At 64.4% G+C, this 12,682-nt stretch carries 12 protein-coding genes and 2 pseudogenes; 7 read left to right on the top strand and 7 right to left on the bottom strand.

The features are described from left to right. The first annotated feature begins 37 nt into the window (after nucleotides 1-37). From upp to AC07PR_RS08080, 3 genes are all read left to right on the top strand, one after another. On the top strand, nucleotides 38-670 hold the full coding sequence (upp, locus tag AC07PR_RS08070) for a uracil phosphoribosyltransferase (RefSeq protein WP_088403716.1): 633 nt from the start codon (nucleotides 38-40) through the stop codon (nucleotides 668-670). A gap of 44 nt (nucleotides 671-714) precedes the next feature. Continuing rightward, on the top strand, nucleotides 715-1,296 hold the full coding sequence (locus AC07PR_RS08075; protein WP_495134970.1) for a hypothetical protein: 582 nt from the start codon (nucleotides 715-717) through the stop codon (nucleotides 1,294-1,296). Nucleotides 1,297-1,608: 312 nt separating this feature from the next. After that, a complete protein-coding gene (locus AC07PR_RS08080; protein WP_495134971.1) occupies nucleotides 1,609-1,845 on the top strand; it encodes a hypothetical protein in 237 nt (78 codons plus the stop codon). 222 nt (nucleotides 1,846-2,067) lie between these two features. On the opposite strand, the gene AC07PR_RS08085 is transcribed toward AC07PR_RS08080, so the two are convergent. After that, complete coding sequence (locus tag AC07PR_RS08085) at nucleotides 2,068-3,759, bottom strand: serine/threonine-protein kinase (protein WP_495134972.1); 1,692 nt, start codon at nucleotides 3,757-3,759, stop codon at nucleotides 2,068-2,070. 302 nt (nucleotides 3,760-4,061) lie between these two features. On the opposite strand from AC07PR_RS08085, the gene AC07PR_RS08090 reads away from it, so the two are divergent. Together AC07PR_RS08090 and AC07PR_RS08095 are read left to right on the top strand one after the other, a co-directional pair. Continuing rightward, the gene (locus AC07PR_RS08090) at nucleotides 4,062-5,363 is read left to right on the top strand and encodes a PDDEXK-like family protein (RefSeq protein ID WP_495134973.1); all 1,302 of its coding nucleotides are present in this window, start codon (nucleotides 4,062-4,064) and stop codon (nucleotides 5,361-5,363) included. A gap of 433 nt (nucleotides 5,364-5,796) precedes the next feature. Then, nucleotides 5,797-6,952: pseudogene (locus tag AC07PR_RS08095) on the top strand (IS3 family transposase). Between the two features lie 39 nt (nucleotides 6,953-6,991). On the opposite strand, the gene AC07PR_RS08100 reads toward AC07PR_RS08095, so the two are convergent. Further along, entirely contained in the window at nucleotides 6,992-7,372 is a 381-nt protein-coding gene (locus AC07PR_RS08100) for a hypothetical protein (protein WP_495134974.1), read from the bottom strand. Between AC07PR_RS08100 and AC07PR_RS08105 the strand changes: the two are divergent. Further along, nucleotides 7,362-7,499, top strand: a pseudogene (locus AC07PR_RS08105) (uracil phosphoribosyltransferase); the annotation flags it as partial. The gene AC07PR_RS08100 and the pseudogene AC07PR_RS08105 overlap by 11 nt on opposite strands. 44 nt (nucleotides 7,500-7,543) lie before the next feature. Here the strand turns inward: AC07PR_RS08105 and AC07PR_RS08110 are convergent. The 4 genes from AC07PR_RS08110 to AC07PR_RS08125 all read right to left on the bottom strand — a co-directional run bounded on the left by AC07PR_RS08110 (nucleotide 7,544) and on the right by AC07PR_RS08125 (nucleotide 11,419). Further along, on the bottom strand, nucleotides 7,544-8,935 hold the full coding sequence (locus tag AC07PR_RS08110) for a TAXI family TRAP transporter solute-binding subunit (protein WP_495134975.1): 1,392 nt from the start codon (nucleotides 8,933-8,935) through the stop codon (nucleotides 7,544-7,546). 215 nt (nucleotides 8,936-9,150) lie between these two features. After that, entirely contained in the window at nucleotides 9,151-9,762 is a 612-nt protein-coding gene (locus AC07PR_RS08115; RefSeq protein ID WP_377153266.1) for a chromate transporter, read from the bottom strand. Further along, nucleotides 9,759-10,415: a chromate transporter gene (locus AC07PR_RS08120; protein WP_377153268.1), complete on the bottom strand. Its 657-nt coding sequence runs from the start codon at nucleotides 10,413-10,415 to the stop codon at nucleotides 9,759-9,761. Before AC07PR_RS08120 ends, AC07PR_RS08115 begins: the two co-directional genes overlap by 4 nt. After that, on the bottom strand, nucleotides 10,412-11,419 hold the full coding sequence (locus tag AC07PR_RS08125; protein WP_483107094.1) for a D-2-hydroxyacid dehydrogenase family protein: 1,008 nt from the start codon (nucleotides 11,417-11,419) through the stop codon (nucleotides 10,412-10,414). The genes AC07PR_RS08120 and AC07PR_RS08125 overlap by 4 nt, the downstream gene beginning before the upstream one ends. A gap of 135 nt (nucleotides 11,420-11,554) precedes the next feature. Between AC07PR_RS08125 and AC07PR_RS08130 the strand changes: the two genes are divergently transcribed. Next, the gene (locus tag AC07PR_RS08130; RefSeq protein ID WP_431104479.1) at nucleotides 11,555-12,061 is read left to right on the top strand and encodes a DUF1993 domain-containing protein; all 507 of its coding nucleotides are present in this window, start codon (nucleotides 11,555-11,557) and stop codon (nucleotides 12,059-12,061) included. Here the strand turns inward: AC07PR_RS08130 and AC07PR_RS08135 are convergent, their stop codons facing one another. Then, nucleotides 12,062-12,583 carry a hypothetical protein gene (locus AC07PR_RS08135; protein ID WP_495134976.1) on the bottom strand — a complete coding sequence of 174 codons (522 nt, stop codon included), beginning with the start codon at nucleotides 12,581-12,583 and terminating at the stop codon, nucleotides 12,062-12,064. It abuts the gene before it with no gap. Between the last annotated feature and the right edge of the window lie 99 nt (nucleotides 12,584-12,682).

Genomic DNA, 12,682 nt, shown 5'->3' on the forward strand with positions numbered 1-12,682 from the left:
CGAGGCGCCGTTCCACACTCCGCATCCCGGTAGCGCCATGCCAGTCATCGAAGTCAAGCATCCCCTCGTCAAGCACAAGATCGGCCTGATGCGGGAGGGCGACATGTCCACCAAGAAGTTCCGCGAACTGACCGGCGAGGTCGCGCGGCTGCTGGCCTACGAGGCGACGGCGGACTTCCCGCTCGAGAAGACGACGATCGAGGGCTGGTGCGGCCAGGTCGAGATCGACCAGATCGCGGGCCGCAAGGTGACGGTGGTGCCGATCCTGCGCGCGGGCCTGGGCATGCTGGACGGCGTGCTGGACATGATGCCCAACGCCAAGGTGAGCGTGGTCGGCCTGGCGCGCGACCATGAGACGCTGCAGCCGGTGAACTACTTCGAGAAGTTCGTCGGCAAGCTGGACGAGCGCACCGCGCTGATCGTGGATCCGATGCTGGCGACGGCCGGCTCGATGATCGCGACGGTGGACCTGCTCAAGCAGCGCGGCTGCAAGGACATCCGCGCGCTGGTGCTGGTCGCGGCGCCGGAAGGCGTGGCGGCGCTGAACAAGGCGCATCCGGACATCCGGTGCTGGACCGCGGCGATCGATTCGCACCTCAACGAGAACGGCTACATCATCCCGGGCTTGGGTGACGCCGGGGACAAGATCTTCGGGACGAAGGACGTCTGAGGTTCTTGCTCACTGGATGAGCGGCGGGGTCTCCCATCGCGTTCATGTCTCGTTTCCTAGAAGTCACTGACACCACCGTCGTCATCCGGCCCACGCCGTCGACGATGTGGCTGTGGGTGCTCGCCTTCACGACCGCCTTGAGCTGGATGTTCTGGAAGTTCAGCCTCTACGACACCAGTCTGAAGGCGCTCTGGCTCCTGTTGTTTCCGTCGCTGGCCCTGATGGGCGCAGCGCTGGATTTCATCCATGCGCGCATCTCCGTCACGACCATCGATCGGGCGCGCGATCTGGTGCTGATCGAGCGCCTGCCTCGGTTCGGGCTCTCCGCAAAGCAGCGCCGCTATGCGCTGTCAGACTTTGCCGCCGTCGAGTCGCATTCAGCCGGTGTTGGTCGCTCCCTGATGTGCCGAGTGTCCCTGGTCACGACCGGTCTGCGCTCGCTGGTGCTGCTGAACGGCAGCGGCGGTTTCAGCGCCAAGTCGTTCTGGCACGCGCCGATGCCCGCTGAAACGGAGGAGGCGGCGTCAGTTCGAACCGCAGTAGCGCAGGTGACCGGACTGACCGACATGGGCTATCGAGGCACGCTCGGGATGAGCGTTGTGTCGTATGAGCCAATTGATTCCTAGGGACAGGACGCGCGCGGTTGAGAACGTGGGACAGCCCGCTTTCCAAGTTCGATCTCAGTGAACTAGCTAGTCGCGGTGAAGCTCTGAAGCCAACGCCGACTGCAGGTAGCAAGCGCATGTACGCGGAGCTGGCGCTGATGCACAGCGCGCTCAAGGATGTCATCGAGCGAAAGCTCTGACCCCGGAGCGTCGCGAGCAGATCGTGCAAGGGCTGATGGCGGACCACGGCTTGAGCCAGCGTCAAGCCTGTCGGGCCAGGGGATCGCCAGATCCACGTTGCGCTACAGGGCCGCGGCTCGCGACGATTCCGGGGTGATCGAATTCCTCGAACAGCACATCGCGGTCAACCCGCGGCATGGCTTCGACCTGATCTACGACAGTGCGCGCCACCAGGGCAAGCCCTGGGGCAAGACCGTGATGTGGCGCGTGACTGTGACCTCAAGCTCAATCTGCCCAGACGCGGAAAGAAGCGATTGCCCGCGCGCATCAAGCGGCCCTTGGACCGCTCGCACGAAATCCGCCCCAATCTATCAGCCGGACAAGGAATGAAGCGTGTTGCAAGTGCCCCGTCTGCACCCACCTAGGTGTCCGCGCGGCCGAAATCACTTTCGGGGACATCGCCGGATGCGTGAACGAGCCGGGCTTGGGGAAATCGAGCCCATGCCGACCAAGCATTCCTACGCCCGCAGAGCTCCCACGCTACCAAAACGCCCCGTAGTATCCACATATTCTGTGAACAACTCGCCGAAGCAGCGGGGTCAGGCGGCGCGCCTATCGAGAATTGTATAGGCCGGGACAACAAGCTCTGACCGCCGCCTCTAGACGCTGCCAAAGCAACGTCTCTCCGGCGACCTTTTTGTACTTGTCCACCGCATCCTTGGCCTTTGAGCATTTGCGCAATGCAATCAAGGTATAGGCGTACTGGTAAAGGACAGTCGGGTTGCCCGGATCAGACGCCTTCGCTTGCTCCAGTAATTCAAGGGCTTCCAGGTGAAGCCCAAGGTCATTGCATGCTGCCGATGCGTTGATGCGAAGACCGACGTCATTGGTCGACTTCGCGATGAGAGGCCGGAGTGCATTCAGGCTGGCCTCGTGGAGACCGCGACGTTGGTCGTTGACTGCACGCTGAGCCACAACATCGATGCCTTCACTGGCCAGTTGCGCATACTGCAGTTCAGCGAGCTCGTGGAATCCCGTTTGGGAAAGGGCCACGGCAATGTTGACCCTGGTCGCAGCGTTGCGCGATGCCGATCCCTCAGCCATCGTCTTGACGACCACGTCTGGCATGCCGAGCGCTATCAAGCCTTGGCTGAATACTGCAAAAGCTTCCTCCCCAGCGTCGACAAGCGAGGTGCGCAACTCTGGAAACATGAACGCCCGTTGGATCTCCAACAACGTCGGGCGCTTGGCCGGATCGACCTCAAGGCATTGCAACACGATCAAAGGGACGCTCGGATCCGCATTGACCACGCCGCTGCGCATCGCGATCTGGAGGCGATCGATCGAAGCCCTTGACGCTGCCTCCCAAGGATTCCTCCCCGTGAACAGCTCATAGGCGATGACGCCCAGGCTGAAAACGTCGGAACTTGCATTCGGGAGGACGCCATTCGCAAGCTCAGGCGCTTGGTACAGCGGCGCGCCGGGTGTGGCTGCTCGACCCTTCCATCCAGCCAGTCCGAAATCGGCAATCTTGCAGATCCAGCCTTCCGCGACGAGGATGTTGTCTGGCTTGAGGTCCGCATGCGCGAAGCCCTCGACCAGTTCACCACAATGGAGTAGCCCCGTGGCGATCTGCCCGATCCACTGGCGCATCGGAAGCGTCTCGAGTTCATTCCGATACTCCGAGATCCAGTCCGCTAGCGTGACGCAGCCCCTCGGGCCTGGCAGAACGGACTCCAATAGCCAGACGGGCACTCCGCCGGGCCGTGCCTCTACTTCGAGCAGCCGAACCACATGCGGGCTGCGTCTGCCGAAGTTCAGAAGGAGCAGCAACTGGCACTCGCGAACGTGGTCCTCGTTGCCGCCTGGGCTGATCGGCAGCTTGGCAACAGCGAGAGAACGCGGGTCGCCTCGATGTGCGCAAAGGTAGACCTTGCTCATCGAGCCTTGGGAAGCACCAATAAGCTGCCAGTGACCCAAGATGCTGAACGTCTTGATCCCCTCGGCCTCAAATTTTGGGAAGCCGCGCGAACCCATTGGATACGGCCCACTCGACGCGGGAGGCCACTTCTTCATCAGCATGCGATCGAGATCGTCCATCTCCTGGCTGCGATCACTGATGTCGAACTCGGTCATCACTCGGTCACCACAGTGGGCGCACTTGGAGATGAATTTCTCCGTCTTTCTCTCTGCGGTCCATTCACCAATCGCCGTGAACTCGAATGCGTACTCACCACCACATTGGCAAGGCACCCGCGTATGGTGGGAGTGAATCTCCCACATCGTGTTCATTTTGACGGTCAAGGCTTCCTCTCATAGGCGGCTTCTGTTGGCCTCATTGTCGCCAGGTAGACTGAGTGTCGATGCCGAGGTATTGCGCTTCGCTGGCTCATAGGAGATCTTGACTCAGAGAATGGCCGGCGCCGGCACGGTGCTCCGCTTCGAGGCACGGCCGCGGTCTACATGAGGTTCGCTGACGGCGTATGTGGGCGCCGATCCAATATTGCCCCACGCTATAGCTTCCAGATCGCCTGAACTCTCGCATTTTCCTAACGCCGACGGGGCTTAAAGTGTGCCATGGTCAAAATCTGTGAATAGGGGGAAGGATGCCGTTTCACGAGTGCGTAGACAAATTTCTAGGGGATCCTGCGGTACTGCGGCTTCTCGATCTCGCCCGCGAGACGCGCCCGCTACACATCTGCTATCCACGCGAGGTGCCAATCTCTCGTTTTCTGGCCTGGTTCTTCGACCCGACCGAGGGTCACGGACTTGGCGATGTTTGTATCCGGGCTCTATTGGGGGAGGCTTGGCGTCGCATGGGCGACTCCACGATCGATGCGAAGGTTCGCCATCAACTCTCGCCCACGCACGTCGCCTCACAGGCGTTTGACTCATGCCTGGTTCGACGTGAGGTCAAGCTTGGCAGCGGTTCTCTGGATGTTCTGGTGCTCGACCCGAAAAGGCGCTGGCTGCTCGCCATCGAGAACAAGTACGGCGCCGGCGAAGGTCGCAACCAGCTCGAATCGTACGAGGCGAGCCTTGCCGAGCGATACCCTGGCTGGATACAAATCCTGGTATTCCTGGATGTGTTTGGACAAGCGCCGTCGCGTCCTTCCTGGATCGGGCTCGACTATGTCTGGCTCGTGGATGAAATCTCCGCAGCTGAAAGATCGCCCTGGCTGGGCGACGACTCTAAAGCCGCGCTCCGAGAGTTTCGGTCGGTCTTGGAGCCGGAAGGCGCGCCGTTTGTGCATGTCGACGTTGACGATGACCATTTACTGGGTGTAGTCAGTACCCATCGCGATGTCTTCGAAAAGATGCGCGAGTGGAGCAAGGACAAGGCGCCCTTGGAAGAACGGCTTGAGAAGATCTACGCTCGAGCGAAGACCCTGGATGAGAAGGCTGCTCAGCAACTGTTCCAGGCTTTCATGCAACGGAAGAGGCTATGGAGCGTCTGCATTCCCATGCTTTTGTACGCGGGTCTCTTGCAGTCCGTACGAACCCAGTTCCCGGATATCGAACACGACCCAAAGCGAAAGGCGTTCTATTTCTCGCTGCCGGAGTGGCGTGCGACGCAAGACGCTGATCGTCCGGCTCTTCGCACCATGGTGAGAATCCTGTCCGGCAAAGCTGAAGGAGAGGCCGATCGCTATTTGGTGGTATCTCGTATCGACTCAAGAACGCTCAGCCCCGAAGCCTTCGCGCGCGTGCGGCCAACCATCGAAAAGATGCGCAAGGCTTACCTAAAAAGAGCGCCGCGACTCAAGGAAGAGCCGGGACCAATCACGCTGAAGTTTGATTTCGCAACGTCAGAAGAAGCGGTGAGTGCGCTGCTGACGCGTCACATCGCGATGCTGAAGCGGGAGTTTGACGATCTCATCCGCTCGGAGCGGCTGGGACAATGCTAATCGTGGTTCGCTTATACGCAGAGGCCGCCACACCAGACGACAACCGCTACCTTCAGTCTTACCGATGGCACAGCCACAAGCGCCGGAACGACGAACATACGAGACGTCGGCCAGCGAAGTTTCAATCAACCAGTACTTCTAGACAAAGACGGTCGCATTTGCCGTTCTGAATAGTGACGCTCGAGATCAGGCCGGCTGCGCGACGATGCTGCCGTCGGGTGACGAAGGATACTCCCCGGCTGGCTAGCGCAAGCAGAAGGCCGGCCAGCCGACTTCTTGCCTCCACCACGCTTCAACAGCGTACCGAAGCACAGCTTGATCAATGACCGTGTAGTAGACCTGCCAGCTGTATTCGCTGTACGGCGCCCGGTGAATCGCCCCAGGTTTGCTAGACATCTCTGAGCCTCAGAAGTGAGGCCCGATAGGAGGTGCCATGAAAACGAACCAGCCCTACCCGGAAGAATTCAAGATTGAGGCGGTCAGGCAGACCACCGAACGCGGCCACGAGGTCGCCGAGGTGTCGGCGCGAATCGGCGTCAGTCAGCACAGTCTGTACAAGTGGATAAAGGCTTATGGCGTGCCGGCGCCCGAGCGGCAGGCGGCCAACTCGCAGGCTGAAGAGCTGCGACGACTGAAGGCCGAGCTCAAGCGCGTGACCGAGGAGCGAGACATCCTAAAAGAGGCCGCAGCGTACTTCGCCAAGCAGTCCGGGTAAGGTACGCGTTCATCAAGAAGCACGAGCATGAGCACAGCGTGCGTCGCATGTGCAGCGTGATGCGGGTCCACCCTAGCGGCTTCTACGCGTGGAGGGCCGAGCCGCAGAGTCCGCGCGAGCAGGATGACCGCAGGCTGCTTGGCCTGCTCAAGTATGCCTGGCTCGAGAGCGGCGGGACCTACGGGTATCGCAAGTTCAACCTCGACATGCGCGACCTCGGGGAGCGTTGCGGCAAGCATCGCGTGGCGCGGCTACTCAAGCGCGAAGGACTGCTCTATCAGACGGGATATGGGCGTCGGCCCGGCATGCGTGGTGGCCAAGCCCGCAGTGGTCGCGCCAAATCACCTGCAGGGACAGTTCACTGTCGACGAGCCCAATCGAGCTTGGGTCACCGACATCACGTACATCCGCACGCACGAAGGCTGGCTGTACCTGGCGGTGGTCGTTGACCTGTTCTCGCGACAGGTCGTCGGATGGTCCATGGGCAGCCGCATCGACACGACCTCAGTTCTCGATGCGTTGCTGATGGCGCTGGGGCGGCGACGCCCCCAGTCCTCGGTGATGCTGCACTCGGACCAGGGCTGCCAGTTCACGAGCCACGAATGGCAGGACTTCCTGCGCGAGCACAACCTCGTCTCCAGCATGAGTCGTCGCGGCAACTGCCACGACAACGCCGTGGCCGAGAGCTTCTTCCAGTTGCTCAAGCGGGAACGCATCCGTCGGCAGATATAACCCGACCCGAGACGCAGCCAAGTCCGATGTTTTCAACTACATCGAGATGTTCTATAACGCCAGGCAGCGCCACGGTACTGCCGGCGCCACCTCGCCCGCCGGGTTCGAGCGCCGCCATTCCCAACGGCTCAGGAACGTCTAGGAAATCCGGGGCGATTCACCTTCGGGATAAAACACCAAACTAGACGACCCCGAGTGCCCCCAGTACGCCACTCGCCAGGACCATCCACACGATCCCGATCTTGGTCCGTATCGTGAGCATCACAGTCGCGACGATCATCGCCAGTGCGGCCAGGAGCCAGCCCGTTGCGATCATCGGCCCCGACCTCTGCGACGCGATGCCGACCGTGAACGCGCGAGGCCCACGTGCTCGCGGTTGTTGCGAGCCCAGCGTGTGGCCGCCATGCATCGACGGCAGCAGGATGCCGACCATCGGCGCGGCCGCGCCCAGCAGGTCCGACACGTTGAACCCCAGCACCACGACGAACAGGATGTTCAGACCCGACGCGGCCTGCGCCAGCTGATCGAACTGGTGAAGCTCCGACCAGTCAGTGGCGCTCATGAACAAGGCGCATCCGGACATCCGCTGCTGGACCGCGGCGATCGATTCGCACTTCAACGAGAACGGCTACATCATCGCGGGCCTGGGTGACGCCGGGGACAAGATCTTCGGGACGAAGGACGTCTGAGGTCCTTGCGTGGTGAAGGGATGATCGATACGACCGGTCGTTGATCAGTCGATCGGTCTCTCGGTCGGTCCGTCTGTCGGCCGGGACCGCTGCGCCAACAGGCGCTTGCGCACCGCATAGATGTTGTTGCGCAGCGCGTAGAGCTCTTCGGCATAGGACAGCGGCACCGCAATGCGGTGTGTGACGCGGTCCAGCTCGTCCAGCTCGTCGAGCAAAGCCTCGCGCTCGCCGGTGCCGGTTTCCAGCTTGGCTTCCACCTCGCGCAGCCGCGCATACCAGCGGAAGACGCGCGAGCGCACGCGGAAGGTGTAGAGCGGCGGCACCACGCGCGACAGCGGCAGCATCAGCACCAGCAGGCCGCCGACCACCAGCCACATGCGTTCCAGCAGATTGCCGGCCCAGAAGGGCAGGTAGCGCGCCCAGGCCGGCGGCGTGCCGTTGATCGCGCGGTCGCCCTCGGCGCTGACCGGCAACTCGCTGGTGCGGGTGTTGGGGAAGTCGCGCGCGCCGTTGAACCAGCCGGCCCCGCTGTGCTGGCCCAGGGCCGCCTGCGCGAACAGTTGGCGCAGTGCAGGGTGCGTCTGCTCGCGCGCCAGCAGTGCGGTGGTGGTGGCCAGCAGCGGCACGTCGTGCGGCGGCAGATCGGCCGCCAGGTCCACCACGCCGCGCGGTAGCGTGACGGTGGACAGGAAGGGCAGGTGGCGCGAATAGGCCTCGTTCTGCTCGAAGGCCATCAGCGCCATGGCCGGGTCGCGCAGCAGCGCGCGGATCAGGCCGGACTGCGGCGCCGAGATCAGCACCGCGGCGTCCAGCCGGCCCTGGCGCAGCGCCGCGCCGGCGTCGTCGGGCGCCAGATTGGACAGCTGCAGATCGGTCGGCTTCAGCTGGTTCAGCGCCAGCAGCTTCTCGACGATCTGCGGGACACCGCTGCCGTCCTGGTCCACATTGACCCGCAGGCCGCGCAGCTGGGTCAGGCGCTGCAGTTCGCCGCCGGGCTGGCGGCGCGCGATGCCGAGATCGCGGCGATAGAAGATCCAGATCGGCTCGTAGAACAGGCTACCCAGCGAGACGATGCCGGCCTCGGTATCGGCCACCGGATCGGCCATGCCGCCGCGGACGAAGCCCACATCGGCCGTGCTCGCGCGCAGATGGGCCAGATCGTCCTGCGCGCCTTCGCTGGCGATCAGCGCCACCTGGATGCGCTCGCGCGCCAGCGCCTTCGCATAGCCCTCGCCGAAGCCGGCGTAGGCACTGCCGGCCGGGCCGGTGGCCAGGCGCACCTGGCGCGGCGGCTGCGGATCCAGCCACCAGTAGGCTGCGACCAGCAGGCCGCCGCCGAGCAGCAGCAACGGCCCCATCGAGACCAGCATGTCGCGCACCGTCTGCACCAGCAGGCGCAGGCTGCGGGTGGCATGCCATTGCTGGATCGGGGTCATGGCTTGCCGTCCTGAGCGGGCAGGGGCCGGGCCTGCGCGTTGCAGAGTCGCTCGCAGTCCTGGGCACCCGCATGAGTGGTGGCCGCAAGGGTGAACGTGATCGTGATGCCGAGGCGTCGCATGGGCGGGGTCTTTGCCGATGGGGGATCGGTCCATCGTATTCGAGGCGTGCTGGCCGGACTGTTACGTCCGCGCCCGCGGCAGAACTGCAGCCGCTAGACCACCCCGAGTGCTCCCAGCACGCCACCCGCAAGGACCAACCACACGATGCCGATCTTGGTCCGCATCGTGAGGACCACGGTCGCGACGATCATGGCCAGCGTGGCCCATCGGTGGTCGGGCTCCACGAGGTAGGGCGCGGCCAGCAGCCAGCCCGTCGCGATCATCAGGCCCAATGTCAGCGGCGCCATGCCGACGGTGAAGGCGCGCACGCCCAGGTGCTCGCGGTTGTTGCGGGCCCAGCGCGTGGCCGCGACCACCAGCGTCGTCGACGGCAGCAGGATGCCGGCCATCGCCGCCGCCGCGCCCAGCAGTCCCGACACGTTGAAGCCGAGCACTGCGACGAACAGGATGTTCGGACCCGGCGCCGCCTGCGCCAGGGCGATCGAACTCGTGAAGCTCTGGTCCGTCAGCCAGTGCCGCTCATCCACCAGGTAGCGATGCATGTCCGGCGCCGTCGTGATCGCACCGCCGATCGACAGCAGCGACAGCATCAGGAAGTGCAGCATCAGCGCGCCGAGTTCGGGCCAGCTCAGCGTACCGACGAGCATCTGCGTCCAGCCGACGTGCGCGACGACATGGGGACTGACCTGCGCGCCGACGCTCACGTGCGCACTCCCGCGCGGCTACGTTTGAGTGCGATCAGCGCCAGCGACATGCCCAGTCCGCCGACGCTCAGCACGATCCAGAACAAGGGCAGCTTGAGCCAGACCGTCGCGCCGAAGACCAGCGCGGCGAGCGCCAGTCCGGGCATCAGACCGATCGGGTTCTTCCTCAGCGAGGGCAGCAGCTTGAAGCCCGTGGCCAGGATCAGTCCGGCCGACACCGCCCCCATGCCGCGCAGCGCGCCGGTCATGCGCGGCGAGGCCAGCCAGGTCGTGGACAGGGCCGCCAGGATCAGCACGATCACGGCCGGGAAGAGCATCATTCCCGCCAGCGCGACCATCGCACCGCGCAGGCCGAAGAAGCGGTCGCCGATCATCAGCGAGATGTTCACGATGTTCGGCCCCGGCAGCACCTGCGCGACGGCGAGCGTCTCGACGAACTCCTCGCGCGTCATCCAGTTCAGGCGCTCGACCAGTTCCCGCTGCGCCACGGCCAGCACGCCGCCGAAGCCCTGCAGCGCCAGCCAGGTGAAGGCCCAGAACAGCTGGGAGAGGGATTCGGGTTGCGCGAGCGCGGGTTCGGGCGTGAAGGCAGCGGCGCCTGGCTCGGCGCCTTCAGGGGACGGTGGCGGCGTGGAGGAGGGCCCCGCGCTCACCGGTGCCCCTTCAGCACATCCGGATTGACGATGTTGGTCGGCTTGCCGGCCATGTAGTTCAGGACGTTGTCGAACGCCGCGTCGAAGTACATCTGGTAGCTGTCCTGCTCGACGTAGCCGATGTGCGGCGTGCACACGGCGTTCTCGAGCCTGAGCAGAGGGTGGCCTTGCAGGATCGGTTCGGACTCGAACACGTCGACCGCGGCCATGCCGGGTCGTCCGCGGTTCAGCCCGGAGACCAGCGCGCCGTCGGCGACCAGTTCCGCGCGCGAGGTGTTCACGAACAGCGAGGTCGGTTTCATCCGCGCCAGGTCTTCGGCGCTCACGATGCCGGTGGTTTCGTCCGACAGCCGCAGGTGCAGCGTCAGTACGTCCGCCTGTTCGAAGAAGGCTTCGCGGCTGTCCGCGGCCTGGTGACCGTCGGCCTGCGCGCGCAGCCGCGAGGCCTCGCTGCCCCAGACCAGCACCTGCATGCCGAAGGCCTTGCCGTAGCCGGCGATCAGCTGGCCGATCTTGCCGTAGCCCCAGATGCCCAGTGTCTTGCCGCGCAGCACCATGCCCAGGCCGAAGTTCGGCGGCATCGAGCCGGACTTCAGGCCCGACTGCTGCCACACGCCGTGCTTGAGCGTGGAGATGTACTGCGGCAGCCGCCGCATCGCGGCCATGATCAGCGCCCAGGTCAGCTCCGCGGGGGCGATCGGTGAACCGCCGCCTTCCGCCACGGCGATGCCGAGCCGCGTGCAGGCGTCGACGTCGATGTGTTTGCCGACGCGGCCGGTCTGCGAGATCAGCTTCAGCTTGGGCAGCTTCTCCAGCAGTTGGCGAGGGAAGTGGGTGCGTTCGCGGATCGTCACCAGCACTTCGGCGTCGCGCAGCCGGACCGACAGCTGCCCGATGCCCTTGACGGTGTTGGTGAAGACCTTGGCGTTCAGCGCGTCCAGCTTGGCGGCGCAAGGCAGCTTGCGCACGGCGTCCTGGTAGTCGTCGAGGATGATGATGTTCATAGGCGTGCGGGCTCCGATCCTACTCGCCTGAAACGGTCGCCCCAAGGCCATTGGGCGAGCGTCGTGCAACAGATCGGAACAGGCACTAGCATCGCGCCCGCATCGCATCCCCCCATCCCAGACAAGGAGACTCCCATGGACATGTACGCCGCCACCGTCCCGGTGTTTGACCGCATGCTGAGCAACATGCAGACCTGGATCCGCACCGCGCGCGATCACGCCCTGGCCAAGGGCTTCGACGAATCGGTCTACCTGACGCTGCGCCTGGCGCCCGACATGCTCCCGCTGCCGCGCCAGGTCCAGATCGCCAGCGATGCGGCGAAGAGCGGCGTCGCGCGTCTGGCCGGCATCGAGGTGCCGAGCTGGCCCGACAGCGAAGCCACGCTGGAAGAGCTGATCCAGCGCATCCAGAAGACGCGCGACTTCATCAAGTCGGTCAGCGCCGAGCAGATCAACGGCTCCGAGACCCGTGCGGTCAGCGTGCCGCGGCGCGACAAGGAGCCGCTGCAGTTCCAGGGGCAGGACTTCACCCGCTTCTTCAACCTGCCCAACTTCTTCTTCCACGCCACCACGCTGTACGCGCTGCTGCGCCACGCCGGCGTGCCGCTGGGCAAGATGGATTTCCTGGGTCAGCCGAAGTAATCAGCCGAGCAGGCGTCGCAGCAGGCTCTTCCCCTGCTCGAGCTGCCGATTGAGCGCGATCAGGCGCGCCTCGGCTTCCGCCTGGTCGACGCACCGGGCCACTTCCGTGTAGATCGCCGTCCGCAGGTGCCACAGGTCCTGCGGATGGCGGGCATGCACGATGTGCCGGAGCAGGGCGCGCACGCGCTCCTGCGTGTCGACATCGGCATCGTCGGCCAGGTCGGTGACGCTGGCGCGGAAGGCTGTGCGCAGCCGGGCCATCGCCCGGGCGCTGGCCTGGGGCCGGCGACCTTCGCCGGGCCACAGCCGCATCAGGCTCTGGAAGATGGAATCGCCGTTGCGCCGCCGCGTCGGCGCATCGTTCATCGCCGCGCCGCCGGCACCGCCGGGGCGGACCGCCGGTTCCGTCCAGGTCTGGGTCTCCACCGCCCGCGTCTCGAAATCGTCCGGCGCCACGGAATCCACCGCTTCCGCCGCTTCGACGATCTCATCCCAACGGGACAGACTCGGAATCGCTTTCATAGGCTGCGTTCTTCTTGTCCTGGTTGATCGGACGCGCGTCCCTCGACGTCCCTTTGCGGGCTTGCTCTATCGCGCGGCGTCCGGGCTTCTGAGTGCCCG

The sequence above is a fragment of the Roseateles sp. GW821-FHT09H11 genome (assembly GCF_059415845.1).